This is a genomic window from Winogradskyella haliclonae, from assembly GCF_014635865.1.
Lineage (GTDB): Bacteria > Bacteroidota > Bacteroidia > Flavobacteriales > Flavobacteriaceae > Winogradskyella > Winogradskyella haliclonae.
Genome location: NZ_BMDQ01000004.1, coordinates 57,051 through 83,480, shown reverse-complemented (window position 1 = coordinate 83,480; position 26,430 = coordinate 57,051). Strand labels below are relative to the sequence as shown.

The 26,430-nt window shown below is 35.4% G+C and carries 40 protein-coding genes; 37 read left to right on the top strand and 3 right to left on the bottom strand.

Annotated features, from left to right (window positions below; translation table 11 throughout):
- The first annotated feature begins 85 nt into the window (after positions 1-85).
- The gene (locus IEV10_RS13145; RefSeq protein WP_188375196.1) at positions 86-811 is read left to right on the top strand and encodes a rhomboid family intramembrane serine protease; all 726 of its coding nucleotides are present in this window, start codon (positions 86-88) and stop codon (positions 809-811) included.
- Positions 812-816: 5 nt separating this feature from the next.
- Here the strand turns inward: IEV10_RS13145 and rlmB are convergent, their stop codons facing one another.
- Together rlmB and IEV10_RS13135 are read right to left on the bottom strand one after the other, a co-directional pair.
- Positions 817-1,551: a 23S rRNA (guanosine(2251)-2'-O)-methyltransferase RlmB gene (gene rlmB / locus IEV10_RS13140; protein ID WP_188375195.1), complete on the bottom strand. Its 735-nt coding sequence runs from the start codon at positions 1,549-1,551 to the stop codon at positions 817-819.
- A gap of 22 nt (positions 1,552-1,573) precedes the next feature.
- A complete protein-coding gene (locus tag IEV10_RS13135) occupies positions 1,574-3,262 on the bottom strand; it encodes a POTRA domain-containing protein (RefSeq protein WP_229719719.1) in 1,689 nt (562 codons plus the stop codon).
- Between the two features lie 181 nt (positions 3,263-3,443).
- Here IEV10_RS13135 and rpsL point away from each other — a divergent pair, with 181 nt between their 5' ends.
- From rpsL to IEV10_RS12955, 36 genes are all read left to right on the top strand, one after another.
- Entirely contained in the window at positions 3,444-3,818 is a 375-nt protein-coding gene (rpsL, locus tag IEV10_RS13130) for a 30S ribosomal protein S12 (protein WP_008269190.1), read from the top strand.
- A 22-nt stretch (positions 3,819-3,840) separates the two neighbouring features.
- On the top strand, positions 3,841-4,317 hold the full coding sequence (gene rpsG, locus IEV10_RS13125) for a 30S ribosomal protein S7 (RefSeq protein WP_188375194.1): 477 nt from the start codon (positions 3,841-3,843) through the stop codon (positions 4,315-4,317).
- 6 nt (positions 4,318-4,323) lie between these two features.
- On the top strand, positions 4,324-6,450 hold the full coding sequence (fusA, locus tag IEV10_RS13120) for an elongation factor G (protein ID WP_188375193.1): 2,127 nt from the start codon (positions 4,324-4,326) through the stop codon (positions 6,448-6,450).
- Between the two features lie 12 nt (positions 6,451-6,462).
- Positions 6,463-6,768 carry a 30S ribosomal protein S10 gene (rpsJ, locus tag IEV10_RS13115; protein WP_007650482.1) on the top strand — a complete coding sequence of 102 codons (306 nt, stop codon included), beginning with the start codon at positions 6,463-6,465 and terminating at the stop codon, positions 6,766-6,768.
- Between the two features lie 120 nt (positions 6,769-6,888).
- A complete protein-coding gene (rplC, locus tag IEV10_RS13110) occupies positions 6,889-7,506 on the top strand; it encodes a 50S ribosomal protein L3 (RefSeq protein ID WP_188375192.1) in 618 nt (205 codons plus the stop codon).
- Positions 7,506-8,135 (top strand): 50S ribosomal protein L4, encoded by a 630-nt coding sequence (gene rplD / locus IEV10_RS13105; protein WP_188375191.1) that lies wholly within the window; start codon positions 7,506-7,508, stop codon positions 8,133-8,135. Before rplC ends, rplD begins: the two co-directional genes overlap by 1 nt.
- Positions 8,136-8,141: 6 nt before the next feature.
- Positions 8,142-8,432 (top strand): 50S ribosomal protein L23, encoded by a 291-nt coding sequence (gene rplW, locus IEV10_RS13100; protein WP_188375190.1) that lies wholly within the window; start codon positions 8,142-8,144, stop codon positions 8,430-8,432.
- 10 nt (positions 8,433-8,442) lie between these two features.
- Positions 8,443-9,270, top strand: coding sequence for a 50S ribosomal protein L2 (gene rplB, locus IEV10_RS13095; protein WP_188375189.1), 828 nt, complete (start codon positions 8,443-8,445; stop codon positions 9,268-9,270).
- Between the two features lie 13 nt (positions 9,271-9,283).
- Positions 9,284-9,562, top strand: a complete 279-nt coding sequence (rpsS, locus tag IEV10_RS13090; protein WP_008269180.1) for a 30S ribosomal protein S19 — start codon at positions 9,284-9,286, stop codon at positions 9,560-9,562.
- A gap of 5 nt (positions 9,563-9,567) precedes the next feature.
- Positions 9,568-9,975, top strand: coding sequence for a 50S ribosomal protein L22 (rplV, locus tag IEV10_RS13085; protein ID WP_188375188.1), 408 nt, complete (start codon positions 9,568-9,570; stop codon positions 9,973-9,975).
- Positions 9,976-9,984: 9 nt separating this feature from the next.
- Positions 9,985-10,707 (top strand): 30S ribosomal protein S3, encoded by a 723-nt coding sequence (gene rpsC, locus IEV10_RS13080; RefSeq protein WP_073085356.1) that lies wholly within the window; start codon positions 9,985-9,987, stop codon positions 10,705-10,707.
- A gap of 22 nt (positions 10,708-10,729) precedes the next feature.
- A complete protein-coding gene (gene rplP, locus IEV10_RS13075; RefSeq protein WP_188375187.1) occupies positions 10,730-11,149 on the top strand; it encodes a 50S ribosomal protein L16 in 420 nt (139 codons plus the stop codon).
- Between the two features lie 11 nt (positions 11,150-11,160).
- Positions 11,161-11,349 (top strand): 50S ribosomal protein L29, encoded by a 189-nt coding sequence (rpmC, locus tag IEV10_RS13070; RefSeq protein ID WP_188375186.1) that lies wholly within the window; start codon positions 11,161-11,163, stop codon positions 11,347-11,349.
- Positions 11,350-11,366: 17 nt separating this feature from the next.
- Complete coding sequence (rpsQ, locus tag IEV10_RS13065; protein WP_006988541.1) at positions 11,367-11,624, top strand: 30S ribosomal protein S17; 258 nt, start codon at positions 11,367-11,369, stop codon at positions 11,622-11,624.
- A gap of 2 nt (positions 11,625-11,626) precedes the next feature.
- Positions 11,627-11,995: a 50S ribosomal protein L14 gene (rplN, locus tag IEV10_RS13060; protein WP_188375185.1), complete on the top strand. Its 369-nt coding sequence runs from the start codon at positions 11,627-11,629 to the stop codon at positions 11,993-11,995.
- A gap of 13 nt (positions 11,996-12,008) precedes the next feature.
- A complete protein-coding gene (rplX, locus tag IEV10_RS13055) occupies positions 12,009-12,320 on the top strand; it encodes a 50S ribosomal protein L24 (protein ID WP_188375184.1) in 312 nt (103 codons plus the stop codon).
- A 2-nt stretch (positions 12,321-12,322) separates the two neighbouring features.
- Entirely contained in the window at positions 12,323-12,874 is a 552-nt protein-coding gene (gene rplE / locus IEV10_RS13050) for a 50S ribosomal protein L5 (protein ID WP_188375183.1), read from the top strand.
- A 2-nt stretch (positions 12,875-12,876) separates the two neighbouring features.
- A complete protein-coding gene (gene rpsN, locus IEV10_RS13045) occupies positions 12,877-13,146 on the top strand; it encodes a 30S ribosomal protein S14 (RefSeq protein WP_188375182.1) in 270 nt (89 codons plus the stop codon).
- An 81-nt stretch (positions 13,147-13,227) separates the two neighbouring features.
- Entirely contained in the window at positions 13,228-13,626 is a 399-nt protein-coding gene (rpsH, locus tag IEV10_RS13040) for a 30S ribosomal protein S8 (protein ID WP_188375181.1), read from the top strand.
- Between the two features lie 13 nt (positions 13,627-13,639).
- Positions 13,640-14,182: a 50S ribosomal protein L6 gene (gene rplF, locus IEV10_RS13035; RefSeq protein ID WP_188375180.1), complete on the top strand. Its 543-nt coding sequence runs from the start codon at positions 13,640-13,642 to the stop codon at positions 14,180-14,182.
- A 10-nt stretch (positions 14,183-14,192) separates the two neighbouring features.
- Positions 14,193-14,549: a 50S ribosomal protein L18 gene (gene rplR / locus IEV10_RS13030; protein ID WP_188375179.1), complete on the top strand. Its 357-nt coding sequence runs from the start codon at positions 14,193-14,195 to the stop codon at positions 14,547-14,549.
- Positions 14,550-14,555: 6 nt separating this feature from the next.
- Positions 14,556-15,080 carry a 30S ribosomal protein S5 gene (gene rpsE, locus IEV10_RS13025; RefSeq protein WP_188375178.1) on the top strand — a complete coding sequence of 175 codons (525 nt, stop codon included), beginning with the start codon at positions 14,556-14,558 and terminating at the stop codon, positions 15,078-15,080.
- Between the two features lie 13 nt (positions 15,081-15,093).
- A complete protein-coding gene (gene rpmD / locus IEV10_RS13020; RefSeq protein WP_188375177.1) occupies positions 15,094-15,273 on the top strand; it encodes a 50S ribosomal protein L30 in 180 nt (59 codons plus the stop codon).
- Between the two features lie 16 nt (positions 15,274-15,289).
- Complete coding sequence (rplO, locus tag IEV10_RS13015; protein WP_188375176.1) at positions 15,290-15,742, top strand: 50S ribosomal protein L15; 453 nt, start codon at positions 15,290-15,292, stop codon at positions 15,740-15,742.
- Between the two features lie 11 nt (positions 15,743-15,753).
- Positions 15,754-17,100 carry a preprotein translocase subunit SecY gene (gene secY / locus IEV10_RS13010; RefSeq protein ID WP_188375175.1) on the top strand — a complete coding sequence of 449 codons (1,347 nt, stop codon included), beginning with the start codon at positions 15,754-15,756 and terminating at the stop codon, positions 17,098-17,100.
- A gap of 10 nt (positions 17,101-17,110) precedes the next feature.
- A complete protein-coding gene (gene infA, locus IEV10_RS13005; protein ID WP_007094967.1) occupies positions 17,111-17,326 on the top strand; it encodes a translation initiation factor IF-1 in 216 nt (71 codons plus the stop codon).
- A gap of 25 nt (positions 17,327-17,351) precedes the next feature.
- A complete protein-coding gene (gene ykgO, locus IEV10_RS13000) occupies positions 17,352-17,468 on the top strand; it encodes a type B 50S ribosomal protein L36 (protein ID WP_008269159.1) in 117 nt (38 codons plus the stop codon).
- Positions 17,469-17,572: 104 nt separating this feature from the next.
- Complete coding sequence (gene rpsM / locus IEV10_RS12995; protein ID WP_188375174.1) at positions 17,573-17,947, top strand: 30S ribosomal protein S13; 375 nt, start codon at positions 17,573-17,575, stop codon at positions 17,945-17,947.
- Positions 17,948-18,049: 102 nt separating this feature from the next.
- Positions 18,050-18,433, top strand: coding sequence for a 30S ribosomal protein S11 (rpsK, locus tag IEV10_RS12990; protein ID WP_188375173.1), 384 nt, complete (start codon positions 18,050-18,052; stop codon positions 18,431-18,433).
- A gap of 191 nt (positions 18,434-18,624) precedes the next feature.
- On the top strand, positions 18,625-19,230 hold the full coding sequence (gene rpsD / locus IEV10_RS12985) for a 30S ribosomal protein S4 (RefSeq protein WP_188375172.1): 606 nt from the start codon (positions 18,625-18,627) through the stop codon (positions 19,228-19,230).
- A gap of 101 nt (positions 19,231-19,331) precedes the next feature.
- Positions 19,332-20,324, top strand: coding sequence for a DNA-directed RNA polymerase subunit alpha (locus tag IEV10_RS12980; protein ID WP_087491748.1), 993 nt, complete (start codon positions 19,332-19,334; stop codon positions 20,322-20,324).
- Positions 20,325-20,386: 62 nt separating this feature from the next.
- Entirely contained in the window at positions 20,387-20,860 is a 474-nt protein-coding gene (gene rplQ, locus IEV10_RS12975; protein ID WP_188375171.1) for a 50S ribosomal protein L17, read from the top strand.
- Positions 20,861-21,051: 191 nt separating this feature from the next.
- Positions 21,052-22,152: a glutamine-hydrolyzing carbamoyl-phosphate synthase small subunit gene (carA, locus tag IEV10_RS12970; RefSeq protein WP_188375170.1), complete on the top strand. Its 1,101-nt coding sequence runs from the start codon at positions 21,052-21,054 to the stop codon at positions 22,150-22,152.
- A gap of 150 nt (positions 22,153-22,302) precedes the next feature.
- A complete protein-coding gene (gene eno, locus IEV10_RS12965; RefSeq protein ID WP_188375169.1) occupies positions 22,303-23,595 on the top strand; it encodes a phosphopyruvate hydratase in 1,293 nt (430 codons plus the stop codon).
- A gap of 179 nt (positions 23,596-23,774) precedes the next feature.
- On the top strand, positions 23,775-25,061 hold the full coding sequence (locus IEV10_RS12960) for a citrate synthase (protein WP_188375168.1): 1,287 nt from the start codon (positions 23,775-23,777) through the stop codon (positions 25,059-25,061).
- Between the two features lie 69 nt (positions 25,062-25,130).
- A complete protein-coding gene (locus tag IEV10_RS12955) occupies positions 25,131-26,042 on the top strand; it encodes a dimethylarginine dimethylaminohydrolase family protein (protein WP_188375167.1) in 912 nt (303 codons plus the stop codon).
- On the opposite strand, the gene IEV10_RS12950 is transcribed toward IEV10_RS12955, so the two are convergent.
- Positions 26,032-26,418, bottom strand: coding sequence for a hypothetical protein (locus tag IEV10_RS12950; RefSeq protein ID WP_188375166.1), 387 nt, complete (start codon positions 26,416-26,418; stop codon positions 26,032-26,034). The two genes, IEV10_RS12955 and IEV10_RS12950, sit on opposite strands and share 11 nt — an antisense overlap.
- Positions 26,419-26,430: the final 12 nt, after the last annotated feature.

Genomic DNA, 26,430 nt, shown 5'->3' with positions numbered 1-26,430 from the left:
ACTATATTGAGTTAATTATGACTGACAATATTTCATTAAAACATTACTTGGTTAGAATTTTGACAAACTACTATTAAATTTGTGTATGAGTCAGCAACAATTTAAATATTCAACCTCAGTAATAGTCTACCCGTTACTATTAGTTTTTTCTATTTGGTTGGTGTTTTGGTATCAAGTTCGTATAGATTCTGGTATAAGACATTTTGGTATATATCCTAATAAGCCTGAAGGTCTTTTAGGAATATTTACAAGTCCATTTCTTCACTCAAGCTTAAGTCATTTATATAATAATTCTATTCCGCTTTTAGTCTTGTCAATGGCGCTATTTTACTTTTACAATAAAATAGCATGGCGTATATTGTTTTATGGTGTTATAATTTCGGGCTTTCTGACTTGGCTTATAGGTAAGTCTGGTAATCATATAGGTGCAAGTGGTGTGATTTATCTGCTAGTGAGCTTTATCTTCTTCAAGGGTATTTTTGCAAAGCACTATAGATTAATTGCATTGTCGTTAATTATTATTTTTTTATATGGTAGTGCGATTTGGTATGTGTTTCCTATAAAAGAAGGCATGTCATGGGAAGGCCATTTAGGAGGTCTTATTACAGGTTTTGTTTTTGCACTATTGTTTAGAAGTCATATCGCTAAGCCTGAAAGATATATTTGGGAAACTGAGACTTATAATGAAGCCGATGATCCATTTATGAAACATTTTGATGAAGATGGTAATTTTATTGAAATTCTCGATAATGAAATCCCTGAATCTGAAATTGAAATAAAATATACTTTTAAAAAGAGTGAAGAAGAATGATTAGTCTACTGGCGTTGTCTAACAACTTCATATAAGAAAGCACCACAAGCTACAGATACATTAAGAGATTCTATCTCTCCTAAGATTGGAAGTTTAGCTTGTTCATCAGCTGCTTTTAAAACAGAAGGATTTATCCCACGACCTTCTGAACCCATGATAATTGCGCAAGGTTCATTTAGGGAAACATCATAAATAAAATTTTTAGCTTTTTCGGTTGCAGCAATGACTTTTATGCCAGAAGCTTGCATATAAAATACAGCATCTTTAATGTGGTCTACTTTACAAATAGGAATTTTAAATACAGCACCAGCACTGGTTTTAATAGCGTCGCCATTTATTGGAGCTCCACCTTTTTTCTGAATAATTATTCCAGAGACACCTGTGCATTCTGCGGTACGAACTATAGCTCCAAAATTACGAACATCACTCAATTGATCTAATAGAAGAAATAATGGTGTTTTTCCAGATTCAATAGTATTGATGACTAAATCTTCAATATTATGAAAAGCCACTGGTGATATTTGAGCAACAGCACCTTGATGATTGCCTTTAGATAAACGATTCAACTTTTCAACTGGCACATATGATACATTAATTCTTGCTTGTCGTATAACTTGTTCAAGTTCCTGAAAAAGTTCGCCTCTCATTCCTTTCTGAAGAAAAATTTTATCAATTTGTTCACCAGAATTTACAGCCTCAATGATTGCCCGTAATCCAAATACTGTTGTTTCGTTTTTCATTTTGCAAAAGTATTAAACCAAGTCAGAATGTAGCAGTTAAACTCACATGAATTTTAGAATCTGATAATCTAAAGGGAATATTTTCTGTTTTACCGCTAGAGTAATTAAGCTTAAATAGCCCAGCTTTGGTTAAAAGGCCCAATCCAAACCCGAAGCCAAAAAGTTTGTTTTTTGTATTTGTAATATCGTTTTCAAAATATGCGGCATCAATTACAGAGTGTACATAGATACTGTTACTCAATCGGTATCTATATTCAGTATTTATAACACCAAAAAGATTGGCAACCAGGCTATTCTCTTCAAAACCTCTAATTGAGTTTATGCCTCCAAAACGATACAGTTCATTATCCAAATAATTGTCCGAGCTTAAAGATGCACCTGTAAGTCTTAAAAAAACACTATTTCTGTTATTAAGGTTAAAGATTTTGTAAGTTTCTAGCGTAAATGCAGTCTGTTGTTGCTCAATATTGTTTTGCGTTCTATTTCCGAAATTAGAATTGATATTAAACCAAAAATTAATAGGAAATAAAGGATCGTAATATTGTGACTTGATATAATTATAACCAATTTGATAATAGTTAGAAGTGTAATCATCTAATAATGTCGAATTAGTGTCAAGTAAATCACTAGAAACAGAACCCTTTATACCAGCACTGATTCTATGATTTGCATTTATCTGATAGTTTATTCGTGCTTGCTGTGTGGTAGTAGAAAATGTAGAATCTTTTCTAAAGATATTTAATCCAACATCTAGTCCTATTGGAGAGCCAAATATATAAGGCGCATTTATTTTTACATCAAAAGTCTGCTGGTCTATCTCATCACTTTTATAAAAGAGCCTCAAAGATTCTCCAAAGTTTAAATTATTTACGAGTCTTAAATCTACGTAACCATCAAAGTCAATTTTATTAGTATTCTCATTAGTTCCAAATCCTAAATAGCCATCAAAATTATTACTCTTTGTTTTTTCGGTATATAAGTAAAGTATGGTAGAATCGTTTGTGAATAATACTTCAGGCGCTTTAATCTCTTTTGCAAAACGCAACTCTTGTAACCTTTCGGTTTTTGCTTTTATGTCTTCAAGATTAAAAGACTGACTAGCTTTAAGTTTTAGAAATCGTTTTACATAGGATTGTGGAAATTTCTCATAACCTTTAATGACAATTTTATCAATGCGTCTTTTTTGATTTGTTTTAATATGTAAATCTGCAGAAATTAAATCTTCATTTTCCTTTCTTAAGTTTTTAAGTTTTAAGCTTGAAAACGGATCACCTTGTTCGGCTATTCTTTTATTGAGAAAGTCTAAGGTGGTTTCAAGTTTTTCAATATCAACTTCAAAATAATTAGAATCTATTTTAACTTCGGAAAATTGGAGTAATTCAGGATTAAATTCAGAACTAAAAAAGACTTTAATAGTATTAATCTTTTGTCCTATATATAATGTGGCATTAAAAAGAGAGTCATTTTGTTTAATAATGTCTTTAATTTTTGTGTCTATAAAGCCACGACGAATTAGCTTTTCTTTTAAGGTATAAACTTCAGTTTCTAGAGAGATATAATTAGGGAAACGCTTTATGTAGCCAACGGAATCTATTTCCTTTGTAGCGGCTTTAGATTCGCCACTAGCTATAAGTTTTATGCTTTGTCCAATAGAGCGGTTAGTATTTGTTAGAAATACGATAAAAAAAACAAACAATAACCGTTTTTTCATACAGGATATATTGAAAACAATTTCTATTAGACAACGTAAAAATACATTTAATTGTATAGTCAAAAATTTAATATAGAATTTTCTTTGTAAAATTAATTGACAACTATTTGAATAATAAAGATATATTTCTACCTTTGCAGCCCTCAAAAGAGAGGGTTAACAAAAATTTATATAGAAATATATGCCAACAATTTCACAATTAGTACGAAAAGGAAGAGCCAAAATAACCAAGAAGAGTAAATCGGCTGCTTTAGATTCGTGTCCTCAGAGACGTGGTGTATGTACTCGTGTTTATACAACGACACCTAAGAAACCAAACTCAGCAATGCGTAAGGTAGCAAGGGTTCGTTTAACAAACGGAAACGAGGTTAATGCATACATCGGTGGAGAAGGTCACAACTTACAAGAGCACTCGATAGTATTGGTTAGAGGTGGAAGGGTAAAAGATTTGCCAGGTGTTAGATATCACATCGTTCGTGGTGCTTTGGATACAGCAGGTGTTGCTGGAAGGACTCAACGTAGATCTAAGTATGGTGCAAAACGCCCTAAGAAGTAATTAAAAACTTTAAGAAGAAGACATGAGAAAAAGACAAGCGAAAAAAAGGCCTCTTTTACCAGACCCAAAGTTTAACGATCAGTTAGTAACGCGTTTCGTTAACATGATGATGTGGGATGGAAAGAAGTCTGTGGCGTTTAAAGTGTTTTACGATGCAATAGATATCGTAGAAGAAAAGAAAACAGATGACGAAAAAACAGCATTAGAAACATGGAAAGATGCTTTATCTAACGTTATGCCTCACGTAGAAGTACGTAGTCGTAGAGTAGGTGGTGCAACATTTCAAATTCCAATGCAAATTCGTCCAGACCGTAAAGTTTCTACAGCAATGAAGTGGCTAATAGGTTATGCTCGAAAAAGAAACGAGAAATCTATGGCACAACGTTTAGCATCAGAAATTTTAGCAGCTGCTAAAGAAGAAGGTGCAGCTGTTAAGAAAAGAGTAGATACTCACAAAATGGCTGAAGCAAACAAAGCATTCTCACACTTTAGATTTTAATAAGAAATGGCAAGAGATTTAAAATTTACAAGAAATATAGGTATTGCAGCACATATTGATGCTGGAAAAACTACGACTACAGAGCGTATCCTTTATTATACAGGTGTGTCTCACAAAATAGGTGAAGTACATGATGGTGCTGCAACAATGGACTGGATGGAGCAAGAGCAAGAGAGGGGTATTACAATTACATCTGCTGCTACAACTTGTGAGTGGAAGTTCCCAACTAACAATGGGCAACCAACTCCTGAGACTAAAGGGTATCACTTCAATATAATAGATACTCCTGGTCACGTTGATTTTACGGTTGAGGTAAACCGTTCTTTACGTGTATTAGATGGTTTAGTATTCTTATTTAGTGCTGTTGATGGTGTTGAGCCACAATCAGAAACTAACTGGAGACTAGCTGATAACTATAAAGTACCTCGTATTGGTTTCGTAAATAAAATGGACCGTCAAGGGTCTAACTTTATGAATGTTTGCCAGCAGGTTAAAGATATGTTAGGGTCTAATGCGGTGCCAATTGTAATGAACATTGGTGATGAAGCAGATTTTAAAGGTATTGTTGATTTAGTGAAGAACCGTGCCATTGTTTGGCATGATGAGACTCAAGGGTCAACTTTCGATATTATTGATATTCCAGAAGAATTAAAAGCAGAAGCAGCTGAATTAAGAGGCAAACTTATTGAAGAGGTTGCTGCTTATGACGAAAATTTATTAGAAAAATTCATGGAAGATGAAGATTCTATTACAGAAGACGAAGTGCATGCTGCACTTAGAGCTGCTGTTATGGATATGTCTATCATTCCTATGATTTGTGGTTCTGCATTCAAAAATAAAGGTGTACAATTCTTATTAGATGCTGTATGTCGTTATTTGCCTTCTCCAGTAGATAAAGAAGGTATCACAGGTGTGAATCCTGAAACAGAGCAAGAAGAAATTCGTAAGCCAGATGTTAAAGAACCATTTGCTGCTTTAGCATTTAAAATTGCTACAGATCCTTTTGTTGGTCGTTTAGCATTCTTTAGAGCTTACTCTGGTCGTTTAGATGCAGGTTCATATATATTAAACAATCGTTCAGGTAAAAAAGAACGTATCTCTCGTATCTATCAAATGCACTCTAATAAGCAAAATGCTATTGAGTACATCGAAGCAGGTGATATTGGAGCAGCAGTAGGGTTTAAAGATATCAAGACAGGTGATACTATGTCTGATGAAAAACATCCTATTGTATTAGAATCTATGGATTTCCCGGATCCAGTAATTGGTATTGCGGTTGAGCCTAAGACTAAGGCAGATGTAGATAAGTTAGGTTTGTCTTTAGCGAAATTAGCTGAAGAAGATCCAACGTTTACAGTGCGTACAGACGAAGCGTCAGGTCAGACTATCATTTCTGGTATGGGTGAGCTTCACTTAGATATTATTGTAGATCGTTTAAGACGTGAGTTCAAAGTTGAGGTTAACCAAGGTCAACCACAAGTAGAGTACAAAGAAGCTATAACAAGAGCTGCAGATCATAGAGAAGTTTACAAAAAACAATCTGGTGGTCGTGGTAAGTTTGCAGATATTGTATTTACAGTTGAGCCAGCTGATGAAGGTCAAGTAGGTCTTCAGTTTGAGTCTATTATTAAAGGTGGTAATGTTCCTAAAGAATTTATCCCTTCAATTGAAAAAGGATTCAAACAAGCAATGATTAACGGTCCATTAGCAGGTTACGAAGTAGATGCTATGAAAGTGACATTAAAAGATGGGTCTTACCATGATGTAGATTCTGATCAGTTATCATTCGAATTGGCTGCTAAATTAGGATTTAAAGCTGCTGCAAAAGCCGCAAAAGCTGTAATTATGGAGCCAATCATGAAACTTGAAGTTATCACTCCCGAAGAAAATATGGGTGATATCGTAGGTGACTTAAACCGTCGTCGTGGTCAAGTAAGTGATATGGGTGATAGAGCTGGTGCTAAAACTGTGAAAGCTACAGTGCCATTATCTGAAATGTTTGGTTATGTAACTACATTAAGAACATTATCTTCAGGTAGAGCGACATCAACTATGGAATTCTCTCATTATGCGGAGACTCCTCAAAATATATCAGAAGAAGTAATCAAAGCAGCTAAAGGCGTAGAAGCTTAAAACTAAAAGAAAATGAGTCAGAAAATTAGAATAAAATTAAAGTCTTACGATCATAATTTAGTTGACAAGTCTGCTGATAAGATTGTAAAAACAGTAAAGAGTACTGGTGCTGTTGTAACGGGTCCAATTCCATTACCAACGCACAAGAAAATTTTCACGGTGTTACGTTCACCACACGTAAATAAGAAGTCAAGAGAACAATTTCAATTAAGCTCTTATAAGAGGTTATTAGATATCTACTCTTCATCTTCTAAGACGATTGATGCCTTAATGAAGCTTGAATTACCAAGTGGCGTTGAAGTAGAAATCAAAGTGTAATTTGAACTAAACATGTCCTGAGCTGCGAGCAAGGGAAAAACGGAAAAAATACAATTCAAGGCTGAAACGTATTTTCAGCCTTGAATTTTAAATAAGAATTAATAATTAAATAAATTAAATATGTCTGGGTTAATTGGAAAAAAAATCGGTATGACCAGCATCTTCGACGAGAATGGAAAAAACATTCCATGTACAGTTATCGAAGCTGGCCCATGTATCGTTACCCAAGTCAGAACTGAAGAAGTGGACGGTTATAGTGCACTACAATTAGGTTTCGATGACGCGACAGAAAAAAGCGCTACTAAAGCAGACTTAGGTCATGCTAAAAAAGCGGGTACTTCTGTAAAGCGCAAAGTTGCTGAATTCAAAGGTTTTGATGAGGAGTACAAGTTAGGTGATGCAATCACAGTAGAGCACTTTATTGAAGGAGAATTTGTTGATGTAGCAGGTACTTCAAAAGGTAAAGGTTTTCAAGGTGTTGTAAAGCGTCATAATTTTGGTGGTGTAGGTCAAGCAACGCATGGTCAACACAACCGTTTAAGAGCTCCTGGTTCTATTGGTGCAGCTTCTTATCCTGCGAGAGTATTCAAAGGAATGAAGATGGCCGGAAGAATGGGTGGTGAAACAGTTAAAGTTCAAAATTTAAGAGTTTATAAAGTCGTTCCAGAAAAGAACTTACTTGTAGTTAAAGGTTGTGTCCCTGGACATAAAAACTCTTATGTAATTATTCAGAAGTAATGAAGGTAGCAGTTTTAGATATAAACGGAAAAGATACGGGTAGAAAAGCTGAGCTTTCTAAAGGCGTATTCGCTATTGAACCAAACAACCACGCTGTATATTTAGATGTTAAGCAATACTTGGCTAATCAAAGACAAGGAACGCATAAAGCTAAAGAGCGTGCAGAAATTGCTGGTAGTACACGTAAGATTAAAAAACAAAAAGGAACAGGTACAGCACGTGCTGGTTCTATTAAGTCTGGTGTATTTAAAGGTGGTGGACGTATGTTTGGACCAAGACCAAGAAATTACGGGTTTAAACTTAACAAAAACGTTAAGCGTTTGGCACGTAAATCTGCACTAAGCATAAAGGCAAATCAAGACTCAATTGTTGTGTTAGAGGACTTTAGTTTCGAAACACCACAAACTAAGAATTTTGTTAATGTGTTGAAAGCCTTAGAGGTAGAAAACAAAAAAACACTGTTTGTGTTGGGTGGCTCAAATAATAATGTATATTTGTCGTCGCGCAATTTAAAACGCTCTGAAGTTATAACTTCTTCAGAATTAAGCACTTACAAAATAATGAACGCTAATAAAGTTGTTCTTTTAGAAGGTGCATTAGAAGGAATTGAAACGAATTTAAGTAAATAGAACACGATGAGTATCTTAATAAAACCGATAATCACTGAAAAAGCAACCATGCAAAGCGAGGTGCTTAATGCATATGCATTTGAGGTGAATACAAAGGCGAACAAGGTAGAAATCAAAAAAGCAGTTGAAGCTGCTTATGGAGTTTCTGTTGAAAAAGTTCGCACAATAAATGTCCGTCCAGATCGCAAGACTAAGTATACAAAAACTGGTGTGCAACATGGTAAAACAAATGCTGTTAAAAAGGCAATTGTACAACTGGCGGAAGGTGAAACAATAGATTTATACGCTAACATGTAATTAGACATCAATGTCAGTAAGAAAATTAAAACCGATTACATCAGCCCAGCGATTTAGAGTAGTTAATGGATTTGACGCCATTACTACTGATAAGCCGGAGAAAAGCTTGCTTGCTCCGAAAAAAAGGTCTGGTGGTAGAAACAGTCAAGGAAAAATGACCATGCGCTATATTGGTGGTGGTCACAAGAAAAAGTATCGTATTATCGATTTTAAACGTAACAAAACTGGAATTCCAGCAGAAGTTAAGTCTATCGAGTACGATCCAAACAGAACAGCATTTATTGCCCTATTAAACTACCAAGATGGTGAGAAGCGTTACGTTATCGCTCAAAATGGTTTACAAGTAGGTCAAAAAATTGTTTCTGGTGAAACAGGTGTAGCTCCAGAAATTGGAAATGCAATGCCATTAAGTGAAATACCATTAGGTACTATTATCTCTTGTATTGAGTTACGTCCAGGTCAAGGTGCTGTTATGGCACGTAGCGCTGGAGCGTTTGCACAATTAATGGCAAGAGACGGTAAGTTTGCTACTGTTAAATTGCCATCTGGTGAAACAAGAATGATTCTTGTAAACGCTATGGCAACTATAGGTGTAGTTTCTAACTCAGACCATCAATTACTAGTATCTGGTAAAGCAGGTAGAAGTAGATGGTTAGGAAGACGTCCAAGAACTAGACCGGTAGTAATGAATCCAGTTGATCACCCAATGGGTGGTGGTGAAGGTAAATCTTCAGGAGGACACCCAAGATCAAGAAATGGTATTCCTGCTAAAGGTTATAGAACACGTTCTAAGACCAAAGCGAGTAATAAGTACATTGTAGAACGTAGAAAGAAATAATTAAGAAAGTAGTATGGCACGTTCATTAAAAAAAGGACCTTACATCCATTATAAATTAGAAAAGAAAGTTGCAGAAAATGTAGCTTCAAATAAAAAGACAGTTATCAAAACTTGGTCTAGAGCATCTATGATTTCTCCAGATTTCGTTGGTCAAACCATAGCTGTACATAATGGTCGTCAATTTGTTCCAGTATATGTTACTGAGAACATGGTAGGTCATAAGTTAGGAGAATTTTCACCAACAAGATCATTCCGTGGTCATGCAGGTGCAAAAAATAAAGGTAAAAAATAAGAATCATGGGAAGTCGTAAAAAACAAATGGCAGATGCCATTAAGGCAGAGAAAAAGCAAGTTGCTTTTGCTAAGCTAAATAACTGTCCTACATCACCACGTAAAATGCGCTTAGTAGCAGATTTAGTGAGAGGTAAAAAGGCAGAGCAAGCTCTTCAGATTCTTAGATTTAGCCCAAAAGAGGCATCACGTCGTCTAGAGAAATTGTTATTGTCTGCAATCGCAAACTGGCAAGCTAAAAATGAAGACGCTGATATTGAGGAAGCTAATTTATTTATAAAAGAAATTAGAGTAGATGGTGGTACAATGTTAAAAAGACTGCGTCCAGCACCTCAAGGTAGAGCACATAGAATTAGAAAAAGATCTAACCATGTAACAGTTGTGGTAGATTCATTAAACAAAACACAAAGCTAAGATAGAGATATGGGACAAAAGACAAATCCAATCGGAAATCGTTTAGGTATTATCAGAGGATGGGAATCTAACTGGTACGGTGGTAATGACTATGGAGACAAGTTAGCCGAAGACGATAAGATTAGAAAGTATGTTCACGCTCGTTTATCAAAAGCAAGTGTGTCTAGAGTAATTATTGAGCGTACGCTTAAACTTGTAACCGTTACTATTACTACTGCAAGACCTGGTATTATTATCGGTAAAGGCGGTCAGGAAGTAGACAAGTTAAAAGAAGAGCTTAAAAAAATTACAGGAAAAGAAGTTCAGTTGAACATCTTTGAAATTAAGAGACCTGAGTTAGATGCGTATCTAGTAGGAGCTTCTGTAGCTCGTCAGATTGAAAGTAGAATTTCATACAGACGTGCAATTAAGATGGCTATTGCTGCGGCAATGCGTATGAATGCTGAAGGAATCAAAATCCAAATTAGTGGTCGTTTAAATGGTGCTGAAATGGCACGTTCTGAGCACTACAAAGAAGGACGTATTCCGTTATCTACATTTAGAGCAGATATCGATTACGCTTTAGTTGAAGCACATACTACTTATGGTAGATTAGGTGTTAAGGTTTGGATTATGAAAGGTGAAGTTTATGGGAAAAGAGAACTTTCTCCATTAGTAGGCCTTTCTAAACAAAAAGGAAAAGGTGGACGTGGCGGTGCCAAAAAAGGCGGAAACCAACGTCGTAGAAAGTAATTTTTTAAAGTAAAGAAGGAAAATGTTACAGCCTAAAAGAACAAAATTTCGTAAGCAGCAAAAAGGACGTATGAAAGGAAACTCTGGAAGAGGTCACTTGTTATCAAATGGAACTTTCGGTATCAAAGCCCTAGATTCTACGTTCATTACTGCACGTCAAATAGAAGCAGCGCGTATTGCAGCTACTCGTTACATGAAGAGAGAAGGATCGTTATGGATTAAAATATTTCCAGACAAGCCTATCACAAAGAAACCTCTTGAAGTACGTATGGGTAAAGGTAAAGGTGCTGTAGAATATTGGGCAGCAGTTGTAAAACCAGGTCGTGTTTTATTTGAAGTAAGTGGAGTGCCATTAGACGTAGCTCAAGAAGCATTACGTTTAGCAGCACAAAAACTTCCAGTTAAAACTAAGTTTATCATAGCTAGAGATTACGAAGCTTAATAAAAAGTATTATGAAGCAATCAGAAATTAAAAAGCTATCTACAGCTGAGTTACAAGAGAAACTTGGTGAGACAAAAAAGAGTTATACAGACCTTAAAATGGCACATGCTATATCTCCTCTAGAGAATCCTATTCAGTTACGTAACGTAAGACGTACCGTAGCTCGTATAGCAACAGAGTTAACTAATAGACAAGACTAATTGTATTCTGCTGAAAGATGGAAAAAAGAAATTTAAGAAAAGAACGTATAGGAGTAGTGACTAGCAATAAAATGCAAAAGTCAATCGTAGTTGCCGAAGTAAAAAAGGTAAAGCACCCTATGTATGGAAAATTCGTTTTGAAAACAAAGAAATATGTTGCTCATGACGAAACAAACGACTGCAATATCGGAGATACTGTAAAGATCATGGAAACAAGACCTTTAAGTAAGTCTAAATGTTGGAGATTAGTAGAAATAATTGAAAGAGCGAAGTAATTATGGTACAACAAGAATCAAGATTAAAAGTAGCTGACAACACAGGAGCAAAGGAAGTATTAACTATCCGTGTTCTTGGAGGTACAAAAAGACGTTACGCATCAGTTGGAGACAAAATTGTAGTTTCAGTAAAAGCTGCAACACCTAATGGTAACATCAAAAAAGGAGCTGTTTCTACAGCGGTTGTTGTACGTACTGCAAAAGAAGTTAGACGTCCTGATGGATCTTATATCCGTTTTGATGATAACGCATGTGTACTTTTAAACCCAACGGGTGAAATGAGAGGAACACGTGTTTTTGGACCAGTAGCAAGAGAGCTTCGTGATAAACAATTCATGAAAATTGTATCATTAGCACCTGAGGTGCTTTAATACATTAAGAAAAATGATAAAGCTTAAAATAAAAACTGGAGATACTGTAAAAGTAATAGCTGGAGACCATAAAGGTTCTGAAGGTAAAGTGCTTAAAGTATTAAAGGAAAAGAATAAAGCCATCGTAGAAGGTGTGAACATGGTAAAGAAACACACTAAGCCAAGTGCACAAAGTCCTCAAGGTGGTATCATAGAGAAAGAAGCAGCTATCCACGTATCAAATTTATCTTTATTAACAGGTAAAGGAGAAACGACACGAGTAGGTTACAAAATGGATGGCGATAATAAAGTGAGATTTTCTAAAAAATCTAATGAAGTAATTTAGTTATGGCTTACGTTGCAAGATTAAAACAAGAGTACAAGGACAGAGTTGTTACTGCTCTTACAGAAGAATTTGGTTACAAAAATGTAATGCAAGTGCCTAAACTTACTAAGATAGTTATCTCTAGAGGTGTTGGTGCTGCTGTAGCAGATAAGAAATTAGTTGACCACGCGGTCGAAGAATTAACTAAAATTTCTGGTCAAAAAGCGATTCCTACATTATCAAAAAAGGATGTAGCATCTTTTAAGTTACGTAAAGGTATGCCAATTGGCGCTATGGTAACATTAAGAGGTGAACAAATGTATGAATTCTTAGACCGCTTAGTAACTTCAGCTTTACCACGAGTAAGAGATTTTAACGGTATTAAAGCTAATGGTTTTGATGGTCGTGGAAATTACAACTTAGGTATTACAGAGCAAATCATCTTCCCAGAGATTGATATTGATAAAATCAACAGAATTTCTGGTATGGATATTACGTTTGTAACATCTGCTGATACTGATAAGGAAGCAAAATCACTTTTAACAGAACTAGGATTACCTTTTAAAAAGAACTAATTATGGCTAAAGAATCAATGAAAGCCCGCGAGGTAAAGCGTGCAAAAATGGTTGCTAAATATGCAGAGAAACGTAAAGCTTTAAAAGAAGCTGGAGATTACGAAGCATTACAAAAGTTACCTAAGAATGCTTCACCAATTCGTAAGCATAACCGTTGTAAACTTACTGGTAGACCAAAAGGTTATATGAGACAGTTTGGAATTTCTCGTGTTATGTTTAGAGAAATGGCTAACAAAGGTTTAATTCCAGGTGTCAAAAAAGCAAGCTGGTAAACAATAAAGAATTATAAATTGGATTCAGGTTTGGTATAGAAAAGTTCAATTACCAAAAACCGATTCCGCAAATTAATAACTATGTATACAGATCCAATAGCGGATTATCTTACGCGAGTTAGAAATGCAGTAAAAGCTAACCACCGAGTGGTAGAGATTCCTGCGTCTAACTTAAAGAAAGAGATAACTAAAATATTATTCGACCAAGGATATATTTTAAGTTACAAATTCGACGACTCAACTGTACAAGGAACAATCAAGATTGCACTTAAGTACAACAAGGACACAAAAGAGTCTGTCATCAAAAAAATTCAAAGAATCAGTACACCAGGTTTACGTAAGTATGCTGGCGCTAACGAAATGCCAAGAATCTTAAATGGTTTAGGTATTGCAATTGTTTCTACTTCTCATGGAGTTATGACTGGTAAACAAGCGCAAAGAGAAAACGTTGGTGGCGAAGTATTATGTTACGTATACTAAAAAACAGGAAGATATGTCAAGAATAGGTAAAAATCCAATTTCAATTCCTGAAGGCGTAACAGTAGATGTTAACGATAACGTAATTACTGTAAAAGGTAAATTAGGTGAGTTAACTCAAGATTACACAGGTGTTGATATCAAAATAGAAGACGCTACTTTAACATTAGAACGTCATTCTGAAAAGAAAGAACACAAATCAAAACATGGTTTGTATAGAGCCTTAATCGCTAATATGATTGAGGGTGTGTCTAAAGGCTTTACTAAAGAGTTAGAATTGGTAGGTGTAGGTTACAGAGCATCTAACCAAGGACAGAAGTTAGATTTAGCTTTAGGTTTTTCACACAATATAATTATGGATATTGCTCCAGAAGTTAAAATTGAAACAGTTTCTGAAAAGGGTAAAAATCCAATCGTAAAATTAACGTCACATGACAAGCAATTGGTAGGGCAAGTAGCGGCAAAAATCCGCGGCTTCCGTAAGCCAGAGCCTTACAAAGGAAAAGGTGTCAAGTTTGTTGGTGAAGAAATCAGAAGAAAAGCAGGTAAATCAGCTTAATAGTAAGGTTATGGCATTAACAAAGAACGAAAGAAGACAACGAATAAAAAACAGAATACGTAAGATTGTATCTGGTACTGAAGCTAGACCAAGATTATCTGTTTTTAGAAGTAATAAAGAAATTTATGCTCAAATTGTAGATGACGTGACTGGTAAAACTATCGCAGCTGCATCTTCAAGAGATAAAGACGTAAGTGGTGCAAAAGGTAATAAAACCGAAGTTGCTGCTTTAGTTGGTAAGGCAATTGCTGAAAAAGCATTAAAAGCTGGTGTTGAGACTATTTCTTTTGATAGAGGTGGATACTTATACCACGGTAGAGTAAAATCATTAGCAGAAGGTGCTAGAGAAGCAGGACTTAAATTTTAAGACATTATGTATCAAAAATATAAAAACGCAGAGCTTGTAAAACCAGGAGGTTTAGATTTAAAAGACCGTTTGGTAGGCGTACAACGTGTTACTAAAGTAACTAAAGGTGGTAGAGCATTTGGTTTTTCTGCTATAGTAGTAGTAGGTGATGAAGCAGGTGTTGTAGGACAAGGTTTAGGGAAATCTAAAGATGTAGCTACAGCAATTGCAAAGGCCGTAGAAGATGCTAAGAAAAACTTGGTAAGAATACCTATCATTAAAGGAACTTTACCTCACGAACAAAAAGGTAAATATGGTGGAGCGAGAGTAAATATTATTCCAGCTGCTCCTGGTACCGGTGTTATTGCTGGTGGTGCTGTAAGAACAGTTCTTGAAGCCGTAGGTGTACATGATGTATTATCTAAGTCTCAAGGATCATCTAACCCTCATAACGTAGTAAAAGCAACTTTTGACGCATTATTACAATTAAGAGATGCAGGTTCTATCGCTAAAGAAAGAGGTATTTCACTTGAAAAAGTATTTAACGGATAATCATTAGGACAAGATGGCAAAGATTAAAGTAAAGAAAGTTAGAAGTGCAATTAACCGTACAAAAAGACAGAAGCTTACATTAGAAGCTTTAGGCTTAAAGAAAATCGGTCAAGTTGTAGAGCACGATGCCACACCAAACATCCTTGGTATGGTTAAGAAAGTAGAACACTTAGTTTCTGTAGAGGAAGCTTAAAAAATATAACTTAATAATGGATTTAAGTAATTTAAAACCTGCAGAAGGTTCAGTAAAAAAACAAGGAAAACGCGTTGGTCGTGGTCAAGGTTCTGGAAAAGGTGGAACTGCAACAAGAGGTCACAAAGGTGCTAAGTCACGTTCTGGTTATTCTAAGAAATTAGGGTTCGAAGGTGGTCAAATGCCATTACAACGTCGTGTACCTAAGTTTGGTTTTACTAATATCAACAGAGTAGAGTATCAAGGTGTAAACTTAGATACATTACAAGAGTTAGTAGAAGCTAAGAAGATTAAAGACACTGTAGATTTTGATACTCTAGTAGAATTAAGATTAGCTGGAAAAAATGAGCTAGTTAAAATTTTAGGAAGAGGAGAATTAAAAGCAAAATTAACAGTTAAAGCTCATAAATTTACTGCGTCAGCAAAAGCTGCTATAGAAGCTGCTGGTGGTGAAGCTGTAACTTTATAAGATAATATAGAATGAAAATAATAGAAACATTAAAAAACGTCTGGAAGATTACTGAGCTTAAGGATAGAATAATCTTAACCTTAGGGTTATTATTAGTATATCGTTTTGGTGCTCAAGTAACATTACCAGGTATAGATGCAACTCAATTATCTGATTTCTCAGGAAATTTTGATGGCGGTATTGGTGCCATATTAAACATGTTTACTGGAGGTGCTTTTTCTAAAGCCTCTGTGTTTGCATTAGGTATTATGCCATACATATCGGCTTCGATTGTAGTTCAGTTAATGGGAATTGCTATCCCTTATTTACAAAAGCTACAAAAAGAAGGAGAAAGTGGTCGTAAGAAAATCAACCAAATTACGCGTTGGTTAACTATTGCTATTTGTTTGGTGCAAGCACCAGGATACTTAGTAAGCTTACCATCATTAGGTGTTCCAACGTCAGCATTTTTATTAGGTACAGGAGGCATCTTCTATTTCTCATCAATAGTAATATTAGTTACTGGCTGTATCTTTGCGATGTGGTTGGGAGAAAAGATTACTGACAAAGGTATTGGTAATGGTATTTCATTATTAATTATGGTTGGTATTATTGCAACATTACCTTTAGCATTTTTCCAAAATGCTGTATCTCGATTAGAAGGTAATGGAGGATTAATGCTTATTCTTATAGAGATTGTAATATGGTTCTTAATCATATTAGCATCTGTATTATTAGTAATGGCTGTACGTAAAATACAAGTACAATACGCTCGTAGAACTGCTTCTGGTGGTTTTGAGAAAAACGTATTTGGATCTCGTCAGTTCTTACCATTAAAACTTAATGCTTCTGGTGTAATGCCAATTATATTTGCTCAAGCGATTATGTTTGTTCCAAGTTTAATAGGTGGTTCATCATGGTTAAAAGAAACTGACGCAGGTCAGTGGATGCAAGCTAATTTTTCAGATCCATTTGGGTTCTGGTATAATGTATTGTTTGCGTTTTTAATCATCGTTTTTACATATTTCTATACAGCTATTACGGTTCCTACGAACAAAATGGCAGACGATTTAAAACGTAGTGGTGGTTTTATACCAGGGATTCGTCCAGGTAGTGAAACTTCAGAATATTTAGATAAGATTATGTCTCAGATTACTTTACCAGGATCTATTTTCTTAGCACTTATTGCTGTGTTCCCAGCATTTGTTGTAAAGCTAATGGGAATTCAGGGTAGTTGGGCTTTATTCTTTGGAGGTACATCACTATTAATTATGGTTGGAGTTGCAATAGACACGATGCAGCAAATAAATTCTTATTTGTTGAACAAGCACTATGACGGTTTGATGAAATCAGGTAAAAATAGAAAAGCAGTAGCATAATATTTATACAATGGCAAAACAAGCAGCAATAGAGCAAGACGGTACAATTATAGAAGCATTATCAAATGCGATGTTCCGTGTAGAATTAGAAAACGGTCATATTGTGACTGCACACATTTCTGGTAAAATGCGCATGCATTACATTAAGTTGTTACCAGGTGATAAAGTAAAATTAGAAATGAGTCCTTATGATTTAACTAAGGCTCGTATAACTTATAGATACTAATACTAGTATTTAAAAATCAAAACAGATGAAAGTAAGAGCATCAGTTAAAAAAAGAAGTGCCGATTGTAAATTGGTACGTAGAAAAGGAAGACTTTACGTAATTAACAAAAAGAATCCTAGATTCAAACAAAGACAAGGTTAAAAAAGACACTAGTCATTAGTCATTAGTAGTTAGATGAATCTGTTTGAAATAGCAATGTTTAGGATTCTAACAACTAAAAGCTAACAGCTAAAAACTAAAACAATATGGCAAGAATTGCAGGTGTAGACATACCAAAACAAAAAAGAGGAGTTATCTCTTTAACTTATATCTATGGAATAGGTAGAAGTCGTGCAAAAGAAATTTTAGAAACTGCTAAAGTTGATGAAAGCACAAAAGTACAAGATTGGACAGATGCCGAAATCGGAGCAATCCGTGAAGCTGTAGGAACTTTCAAAATTGAAGGTGAATTACGTTCTGAAACTCAATTAAACATTAAGCGTTTAATGGATATCGGATGTTACAGAGGTATCCGTCACAGAGCGGGTCTTCCATTAAGAGGACAACGTACTAAGAACAACTCTCGTACAAGAAAAGGTAGACGTAAAACGGTTGCTAACAAAAAGAAAGTAACTAAATAATAAAAAGACATTAGTCATTAGTAATTAGGTTAGATGAATCTGTTAGAAATGTAAAAGTTTAGGATTCTCAAAACTAAAAGCTAACACTAGAAACTAAAAAATATGGCAAAGTCAAGTACAAAAAAGCGTAAAGTAATAGTTGATGCAGTAGGAGAAGCTCACATCACAGCATCTTTTAATAACATCATTGTTTCTTTAACAAATAAAAAAGGTGACGTAATTTCTTGGTCATCAGCTGGTAAAATGGGATTTAGAGGTTCTAAAAAGAACACACCTTATGCTGCTCAATTAGCTGCAGAAGATGCTGCTGGAGTTGCTAAAGAAGCTGGTTTAAAGAAAGTAAAAGTATATGTAAAAGGTCCTGGTAATGGTAGAGAATCTGCTATCAGATCTATACATAATGCAGGTATCGAAGTAACAGAAATTATTGATGTTACACCAATGCCGCATAACGGATGTCGTCCACCAAAAAGACGTAGAGTATAATTATATACTACAGCATCATTAAGGTGTTGAAAATCACTAAATAAACTAATTTCAATTACTATGTTGGGATTAGTTTATTTTGTGTAAATTTGCAAACTGAAAAATAATAACAAGTATCAACGAGAGGCAAACGGTTTAGAAGGATAAGCTTAAGACCTTAATTCTACAATCACTCTCAAAACAAATTTAAAATGGCAAGATATACTGGTCCTAAAACTAAAATAGCTCGTAAATTCGGTCAAGCTATCTTCGGAGACGATAAAGCCTTCGAAAAACGTAACTATCCTCCAGGACAACACGGAAACAACCGTCGTCGTGGAAAAAAATCTGAATACGCAATCCAATTAGCAGAAAAGCAAAAAGCGAAGTACACTTATGGAATCTTAGAGCGTCAATTTAGAAACATGTTCAAAAAGGCAACTGCTGCACAAGGTATTACTGGTGAAGTATTGTTGCAATTATGTGAATCTCGTTTAGATAACGTTGTTTACAGAATGGGTATCGCTCCAACACGTAGTGGTGCACGTCAATTAGTTTCTCACAGACATATTACAGTAAACGGTGAAAAGGTAAACATTCCTTCTTACCAATTAAAAGCTGGTGATGTTGTAGGTGTAAGAGAAAAATCTAAGTCCTTAGAAGCAATCACTAATTCATTAGCTAACTCTAGCAATGTATATGAGTGGATTACTTTTAATAATGATACAAAAGAGGGTACTTATGTTTCTGTACCTGCACGTATCCAAATACCAGAGCAAATCAACGAACAATTTATCGTTGAACTTTACTCTAAATAATACTATTAATTAATCATATTGGTATTTAGCCAAAGGGTTTACTAGATGTTCTTCAAACTTATAAACCGCGCAACTAGATAACAATTAAAACGAAGAAAAATATGGCAATATTAAATTTTCAGAAGCCGGATAAAGTCATCATGATTGATTCTAATGAATTCGAAGGTAAATTCGAGTTTAGACCATTAGAGCCAGGTTATGGATTAACGGTAGGTAATGCTTTAAGACGTGTGTTATTATCGTCTTTAGAAGGCTTTGCAATAACATCGGTAAGAATTGAAGGTGTAGATCACGAGTTTTCTACAATTTCAGGTGTCGTTGAAGATGTTACTGAAATGATTTTGAACTTAAAGCAAGTAAACTTTAAGCGTCAAATTGATGAAGTTGATAACGAAACTGTTACAATTTCTATTTCTGGTCAAGAGCAAATTACTGCAGGAGATTTTCAAAAGTTTATCTCTGGTTTCCAAGTATTAAATACAGATTTAGTCATCTGTAACTTAGATCCAAAGGTTAACATTAATATGGAAATTACAATTGAAAAAGGTAGAGGTTATGTGCCAGCAGAAGAAAACAAAAAAGCATCTGCGCCAATTGGTACCATCTTTACAGATTCAATTTACACACCAATAAAAAATGTAAAATACGGAATCGAAAACTTCCGTGTGGAGCAAAAAACGGATTACGAAAAATTAGTTTTCGAAATTCAAACAGACGGTTCAATTCATCCAAAAGATGCATTAACTGAAGCAGCAAAAATATTAATTCACCACTTCATGTTATTCTCTGATGAGCGTATTACATTAGAAGCTGATGAAATTGCACAGACTGAGACTTATGATGAAGAGTCACTTCACATGAGACAACTATTGAAAACGAAGTTAGTTGATATGGATCTTTCTGTACGTGCACTTAACTGTTTAAAAGCTGCAGAAGTAGATACTTTGGGAGACTTAGTATCGTTCAATAAAAACGATTTAATGAAATTCAGAAACTTTGGTAAGAAGTCTTTAACAGAGCTTGAAGAGCTTGTAAATGTTAAGGGTCTTAACTTTGGTATGGATTTAAGTAAATACAAATTAGATAAAGATTAATTAATCATATTTTGCTCCCACGTGTAATAGTGGTTTGGTAGCAAGATGATAAAACAAAAGTCATGAGACACGGAAAAAAATTCAATCATTTAGGTCGTAAAACGGCGCACAGAAAAGCAATGTTAGCTAATATGGCTTGTTCTTTAATAGAGCACAAGCGTATTAACACAACTGTTGCAAAAGCAAAAGCTTTAAAGCAGTATGTTGAGCCAATGATTACGAAGTCAAAAGAAGATACAACGCACAACAGACGTTTAGTGTTTTCTAAGTTAAGACAAAAAGAAGCTGTAACAGAATTATTTAGAGATGTTGCTGCTAAGGTAGGTGATCGTCCAGGTGGTTACACAAGAATCATCAAACTAGGTAATAGACTTGGTGATAATGCTGATATGGCAATGATTGAGTTAGTAGATTACAACGAGCTTTACAATGCAGGTAAGACTGCTAAGAAAACAACTCGTAGAAGTAGAAGAGGTGGTAAGAAAGCTGTTGCGACACCACCAGTAGAAACTAAAGCTACTAACGAAGAAGAATAAAAATGCAAGCAAGAAAGCAAATAGATTGTAAGTTCAATATTGATATAACTTCTATTCGGCTTTCTTCATTTTACAAACCTCGATTATCGAGTGTTAATAAGCATTGATAACTATAAAGGATAAACTGTTTCAGTTTATCCTTTTTTTTTGGAATTTTGTAAAACTAAAAAGAGACTAACACAACACAACGCATGAAGTACAAACAAAGAAAAAAAGCACTTATTCTACTTGCAGACGGCACTATCTTTTACGGAAAGTCAATTGGTAAAGAAGGTACTGCATTTGGTGAGGTTTGTTTTAACACTGGTACAACAGGTTACCAAGAAATTTTCACAGACCCATCTTATTTTGGACAATTAATGGTGACGACCAATGCGCATATTGGTAATTACGGAACTAAAGATTCTGAGGTAGAATCAGACTCTGTAAAAATTGCAGGATTGATTTGTAAAAATTTCAGTTTTGAGTATTCTCGTCCAGGAGCAGATAGATCCTTAGAAGCGTTCTTTGAAGACAATAATACCTTAGCCATTTCTGATGTAGATACCAGAGGTTTGGTAAGTTATATTAGAGATAACGGTGCTATGAATGCAGTGATTTCTACCGAAGTAGATAATATTGAAGGCTTAAAGAAACAACTCGCAGAGCAACCAAGCATGCATGGTTTAGAGTTGGCTTCAAAGGTATCTACAAAAGAACCTTATTTCTATGGTGATGAAAATGCAACCTATAAGATTGCTGCCTTAGATATAGGTATTAAAAAAAATATTTTACGCAATTTAGCACAACGCGATGCTTATATCAAAGTGTTTCCTTATAACGCAAAATTCGAAGAATTAGAAGCATTCAATCCTGATGGTTATTTCTTATCAAACGGACCTGGCGATCCAGAACCTTTGGTAGAAGCACAGGAAGTAGCAAAAGAAATCATGGCTAAAAACAAACCTTTATTTGGTATCTGTTTAGGACATCAAGTGATTGCGTTGGCAAACGGTATTTCTACTTATAAAATGCATAATGGACATCGAGGGATCAATCATCCGGTAAAAAACCTATTAACTGGTAAAGGAGAAATCACTTCTCAAAATCATGGTTTTGCCATTAATAGAGAAGAAACGGAAGCCAATACTAATATAGAAATCACGCACGTACATCTTAACGATAATACTGTAGCGGGAATTCGTGTTAAGGATAAAAATTGCTTTTCGGTGCAATACCATCCAGAAGCAAGTCCTGGTCCAAACGACTCAACATATCTTTTCGATGAGTTTATCGAAAACCTAAAAAAATAATCATGAAAAAATGGCAACAAAACCAAAATTTTGTTGCCATTTTTTAGTTGCGAAAACATTTTCGTAATTATTAATCGTAATAATAAACCACGGCAATAGTTATAGCTAGCTATTTTCGTAAATTTGAAATTCATTAAAATTAAAACAACAATGAGCATTATCATTAACATTCACGCAAGACAAATTTTAGACTCAAGAGGTAATCCAACTGTAGAAGTAGATGTTGTTACAGAAAACGGCGTTATGGGCCGTGCAGCTGTACCATCAGGCGCATCAACAGGTGAGCATGAGGCTGTAGAGCTTAGAGATGGTGGCGACAACTATATGGGTAAAGGTGTTTTAAAAGCGGTTGACAATGTCAATGCCATAATCGCTCAAGAGTTATTGGGTGTTTCTGTGTTTGAGCAAAATGCTATCGATCAATTAATGATTGATTTAGATGGTACACCAAACAAATCAAAATTAGGTGCTAATGCTATTTTAGGTGTGTCTTTGGCTGTTGCTAAAGCTGCGGCTAACGAGTTAAATATGCCATTGTACAGATATGTTGGTGGTGTTTCTGCAAATACCTTACCAGTACCAATGATGAATATCATCAACGGTGGTTCTCATAGTGATGCACCAATTGCATTTCAAGAGTTTATGGTTATGCCAGTAAAGGCAAAAGACTTTACACATGCTATGCAAATGGGAACAGAGATTTTCCATAATCTGAAGAAGGTATTGCATGACCGTAATTTAAGTACTGCTGTAGGTGATGAAGGTGGTTTTGCACCAAACTTAGCTGGCGGAACAGAAGATGCCTTAGAGACCATAGCAAAAGCTGTTGCCAATGCAGGATACAATCTAGGTGATGATGTGATGATTGCTTTAGATTGTGCTGCGGCAGAATTCTATAAAGACGGCAAATACGATTACACCATTTTTGAAGGCGAATCAGGACAAGTAAGAACAAGCCAAGAACAAGCCGATTACTTGGCAGAATTAGCTTCTAAATATCCAATCATTTCTATTGAAGATGGTATGGACGAAAACGATTGGGAAGGTTGGAAATACTTAACCGATAAGATTGGTGACAAGGTTCAGCTGGTAGGAGACGATTTATTTGTAACTAATGTGGAGCGTTTAGGACGTGGTATTTCTGAAGGCATTGCCAATTCTATTTTAATAAAAGTAAATCAAATTGGTACTCTAACCGAAACCATTTCTGCAGTAAATATGGCACATAATGCAGGTTATACATCAGTGATGTCTCACCGTTCTGGAGAAACTGAAGACAATACCATTGCAGATTTAGCTGTAGCCTTAAACACAGGTCAGATTAAAACAGGTTCTGCATCACGTAGCGACCGTATGGCAAAATACAATCAGTTATTACGCATTGAAGAAGAATTAGGAGAAGTGGCTTACTTTCCTCAAAACAATGCTTTTAAAATACAGTAAGTTTTTAATTTACATAACGACTAGTTAAAGCGATTGCCCAATTAAGGTAATCGCTTTTATTTTCAATAGAAAATAAGAATATCACAATTGTTAAAACGATTGTAAATACACTTTCGAAATCGATGTAGTTTTCGTAATTTCGTAATCCTTAAAAAATCAAGTAAAAACCAACATTAGATATGTCAGACAAAGCGATATTGGAGGTCAATGGAGAGAAACATGAGTTTCCATTAATTACCGGAACAGAAAATGAAGTTGCTATAGATGTTAAAGCCCTTAGAGGAAGCACAAAAGGCGTGATTACGCTAGATCCAGGTTATAAAAACACAGGAAGTTGCGAGAGTGCTATTACTTTTTTAGATGGCGAAAAAGGCATTTTAAGATATCGTGGGTATTCTATTGAGGAGTTAGCTGAAAAAGCAGACTTCCTTGAGGTGGCGTACTTGTTGATTTTTGGTGAGCTACCTAATCAAGAACAATTAGATAAGTTTCATGCAGATATCAAATCGCATTCAATTGTAGATGACGATGTAAAGAAAATTTTGGATGCCTTTCCAAAAGCGGCACATCCAATGGGTGTCTTATCGTCTTTGACTAGTGCACTGACAGCATTTAACCCATCCTCGGTCAATGTAGATTCTGAAGAAGACATGTACAATGCTATTGTACGTATTTTAGGGAAGTTCCCAGTATTGGTGGCATGGACAATGCGCAAAAAGCATGGTTTACCATTAGAGTATGGCGATGACAGTTTAGGTTATGTAGAGAATGTTCTAAAGATGATGTTTAAGAGTCCTAACAAAGACTACGAGCAGAACGACATTCTTGTAAACGCTTTAGATAAGTTACTCATCTTACACGCCGATCATGAGCAAAACTGTTCGACATCTACGGTAAGAATCACAGGGTCTTCGCACGCGGGATTATTTGTATCCTTATCTGCAGGTATTTCTGCACTTTGGGGACCATTACATGGAGGTGCCAACCAAGCCGTATTAGAAATGCTTGAAGCGATTAAAGAAGATGGTGGCGATACCAAAAAATATATGGCTAAGGCCAAAGATAAGAGCGATCCTTTCCGTTTAATGGGCTTTGGTCACCGTGTTTATAAAAACTTTGACCCAAGAGCTAAAATCATAAAGGTAGCAGCCGATGAAGTCCTCGGTGATTTAGGTGTTGAAGATCCAATTTTAGATATTGCTAAAGGTTTAGAAAAAGAAGCCTTAGAAGATCCATACTTTGTAGACCGTAAATTATATCCAAATGTAGATTTCTATTCTGGAATTATTTACCGTGCTATGGGTATTCCTGTGGAGATGTTTACGGTAATGTTTGCCTTAGGACGCTTACCAGGTTGGATTGCACAATGGAAAGAAATGCGCATGCGCAAAGAACCAATTGGTCGTCCACGTCAATTATACACTGGCGAAACACTAAGACCGTTTACGTCAATAGAAAACAGATAAAAGCAACAAAAGAGCTTCATAAGACATTATGAAGCTTTTTTATGCCTTGTAGTCAACATTAGCACCAGCATGAAACTCAACATACAAAACGAAACTTCAAGACTCAAAGCCGTTATTTTAGGGACAGCCAAAAGTAATGGCCCAACACCAAAAGCCGAAGATTGTTACGATCCAAAGAGTAAGCAACACGTATTGGCAGGTACCTATCCTAAGGAAAAAGATATGATACCAGAAATGGAGGCCGTGGCTAAGGTGTTGAGAAAATATGATGTTACGGTGTATCGCCCTGAAATTATAAAGGATTACAACCAGATTTTTGCCCGTGATATCTCTTTTGTCATAGAGGATAAGCTGATCATTTCTAATATTTTACCAGACCGTGATCAGGAGATACATGCTACGGAATACGTGTGGTCTACTGTTGGTAATGAGAACATTATTAAACTGCCAGAAGAATGCCATGTCGAAGGTGGCGATGTGATGCCTTGGAACGATTATATTTTTATTGGGACCTATACTGGCGAAGATTACCCAGATTATATCACAGCACGCACGAATATTGAAGCGGTTAATGCCTTGGCAGAATTATTCCCAAATAAAAAAGTAAAAGCTTTTGAACTGCGTAAATCTAATACCGACCCAAAAGAGAATGCTTTACATTTAGACTGTTGTTTTCAACCGATTGGTAAGGATAAAGCCATTATCCATAAAAACGGCTTTTTAATTGAGGAAGAATACCAATGGTTGGTCGATTATTTTGGTAAGGACAATGTGTTTGAAATTACCAAAGACGAGATGTATGATATGAACAGTAATATCTTCTCCATTTCTGAAGAGGTGATTATCTCTGAGCAAAACTTTACGCGTTTAAATACCTGGTTACGTGAGCAAGGGTTTACCGTTGAAGAAGTCCCTTATGCCGAAATTGCCAAACAAGAAGGCTTGCTACGTTGTAGCACCATGCCTTTGATTAGGGAGTAGTTTTTTTAAAGTTTTTCAATAACGAATCTCGGATTAAATATTCATCTTTTAAAAATCGTGTATTAAAACGATACATTTGTATAGTATCCATATTTTTATTGAAAATGTAAATTGTTTCGGATTCCTTATAATATTTCCATTTAGCAATTTTTCTTTTAGGAATGTCTGTTACTCCAGGTACGGAATAACTAAAATTCCCATCATTGTAGAAGTAAACTTTTCGGCTGTACCAACCCTGTTCTTGCTCTTTTCTTTCTGAATTGCATGGGCTATAAACTATGCTTTTTTCAAAATTATGTTCGGCATTCACTATTACTTTCCAACATCCGTAAATTTGTTCTTCATTTTGAGAAAAACTATTTAGACAGTAAAACAATAAGACTATCGA

Bases quoted from the DNA above. Each gene is read 5' to 3' on its own strand.
- IEV10_RS13145 (WP_188375196.1), top strand. From the start codon at position 86: ATGAGTCAGCAACAATTTAAATATTCAACCTCAGTAATAGTCTACCCG.
- rlmB (WP_188375195.1), bottom strand. From the start codon at position 1,551: ATGAAAAACGAAACAACAGTATTTGGATTACGGGCAATCATTGAGGCT.
- IEV10_RS13135 (WP_229719719.1), bottom strand. From the start codon at position 3,262: ATGAAAAAACGGTTATTGTTTGTTTTTTTTATCGTATTTCTAACAAAT.
- rpsL (WP_008269190.1), top strand. From the start codon at position 3,444: ATGCCAACAATTTCACAATTAGTACGAAAAGGAAGAGCCAAAATAACC.
- rpsG (WP_188375194.1), top strand. From the start codon at position 3,841: ATGAGAAAAAGACAAGCGAAAAAAAGGCCTCTTTTACCAGACCCAAAG.
- fusA (WP_188375193.1), top strand. From the start codon at position 4,324: ATGGCAAGAGATTTAAAATTTACAAGAAATATAGGTATTGCAGCACAT.
- rpsJ (WP_007650482.1), top strand. From the start codon at position 6,463: ATGAGTCAGAAAATTAGAATAAAATTAAAGTCTTACGATCATAATTTA.
- rplC (WP_188375192.1), top strand. From the start codon at position 6,889: ATGTCTGGGTTAATTGGAAAAAAAATCGGTATGACCAGCATCTTCGAC.
- rplD (WP_188375191.1), top strand. From the start codon at position 7,506: ATGAAGGTAGCAGTTTTAGATATAAACGGAAAAGATACGGGTAGAAAA.
- rplW (WP_188375190.1), top strand. From the start codon at position 8,142: ATGAGTATCTTAATAAAACCGATAATCACTGAAAAAGCAACCATGCAA.
- rplB (WP_188375189.1), top strand. From the start codon at position 8,443: ATGTCAGTAAGAAAATTAAAACCGATTACATCAGCCCAGCGATTTAGA.
- rpsS (WP_008269180.1), top strand. From the start codon at position 9,284: ATGGCACGTTCATTAAAAAAAGGACCTTACATCCATTATAAATTAGAA.
- rplV (WP_188375188.1), top strand. From the start codon at position 9,568: ATGGGAAGTCGTAAAAAACAAATGGCAGATGCCATTAAGGCAGAGAAA.
- rpsC (WP_073085356.1), top strand. From the start codon at position 9,985: ATGGGACAAAAGACAAATCCAATCGGAAATCGTTTAGGTATTATCAGA.
- rplP (WP_188375187.1), top strand. From the start codon at position 10,730: ATGTTACAGCCTAAAAGAACAAAATTTCGTAAGCAGCAAAAAGGACGT.
- rpmC (WP_188375186.1), top strand. From the start codon at position 11,161: ATGAAGCAATCAGAAATTAAAAAGCTATCTACAGCTGAGTTACAAGAG.
- rpsQ (WP_006988541.1), top strand. From the start codon at position 11,367: ATGGAAAAAAGAAATTTAAGAAAAGAACGTATAGGAGTAGTGACTAGC.
- rplN (WP_188375185.1), top strand. From the start codon at position 11,627: ATGGTACAACAAGAATCAAGATTAAAAGTAGCTGACAACACAGGAGCA.
- rplX (WP_188375184.1), top strand. From the start codon at position 12,009: ATGATAAAGCTTAAAATAAAAACTGGAGATACTGTAAAAGTAATAGCT.
- rplE (WP_188375183.1), top strand. From the start codon at position 12,323: ATGGCTTACGTTGCAAGATTAAAACAAGAGTACAAGGACAGAGTTGTT.
- rpsN (WP_188375182.1), top strand. From the start codon at position 12,877: ATGGCTAAAGAATCAATGAAAGCCCGCGAGGTAAAGCGTGCAAAAATG.
- rpsH (WP_188375181.1), top strand. From the start codon at position 13,228: ATGTATACAGATCCAATAGCGGATTATCTTACGCGAGTTAGAAATGCA.
- rplF (WP_188375180.1), top strand. From the start codon at position 13,640: ATGTCAAGAATAGGTAAAAATCCAATTTCAATTCCTGAAGGCGTAACA.
- rplR (WP_188375179.1), top strand. From the start codon at position 14,193: ATGGCATTAACAAAGAACGAAAGAAGACAACGAATAAAAAACAGAATA.
- rpsE (WP_188375178.1), top strand. From the start codon at position 14,556: ATGTATCAAAAATATAAAAACGCAGAGCTTGTAAAACCAGGAGGTTTA.
- rpmD (WP_188375177.1), top strand. From the start codon at position 15,094: ATGGCAAAGATTAAAGTAAAGAAAGTTAGAAGTGCAATTAACCGTACA.
- rplO (WP_188375176.1), top strand. From the start codon at position 15,290: ATGGATTTAAGTAATTTAAAACCTGCAGAAGGTTCAGTAAAAAAACAA.
- secY (WP_188375175.1), top strand. From the start codon at position 15,754: ATGAAAATAATAGAAACATTAAAAAACGTCTGGAAGATTACTGAGCTT.
- infA (WP_007094967.1), top strand. From the start codon at position 17,111: ATGGCAAAACAAGCAGCAATAGAGCAAGACGGTACAATTATAGAAGCA.
- ykgO (WP_008269159.1), top strand. From the start codon at position 17,352: ATGAAAGTAAGAGCATCAGTTAAAAAAAGAAGTGCCGATTGTAAATTG.
- rpsM (WP_188375174.1), top strand. From the start codon at position 17,573: ATGGCAAGAATTGCAGGTGTAGACATACCAAAACAAAAAAGAGGAGTT.
- rpsK (WP_188375173.1), top strand. From the start codon at position 18,050: ATGGCAAAGTCAAGTACAAAAAAGCGTAAAGTAATAGTTGATGCAGTA.
- rpsD (WP_188375172.1), top strand. From the start codon at position 18,625: ATGGCAAGATATACTGGTCCTAAAACTAAAATAGCTCGTAAATTCGGT.
- IEV10_RS12980 (WP_087491748.1), top strand. From the start codon at position 19,332: ATGGCAATATTAAATTTTCAGAAGCCGGATAAAGTCATCATGATTGAT.
- rplQ (WP_188375171.1), top strand. From the start codon at position 20,387: ATGAGACACGGAAAAAAATTCAATCATTTAGGTCGTAAAACGGCGCAC.
- carA (WP_188375170.1), top strand. From the start codon at position 21,052: ATGAAGTACAAACAAAGAAAAAAAGCACTTATTCTACTTGCAGACGGC.
- eno (WP_188375169.1), top strand. From the start codon at position 22,303: ATGAGCATTATCATTAACATTCACGCAAGACAAATTTTAGACTCAAGA.
- IEV10_RS12960 (WP_188375168.1), top strand. From the start codon at position 23,775: ATGTCAGACAAAGCGATATTGGAGGTCAATGGAGAGAAACATGAGTTT.
- IEV10_RS12955 (WP_188375167.1), top strand. From the start codon at position 25,131: ATGAAACTCAACATACAAAACGAAACTTCAAGACTCAAAGCCGTTATT.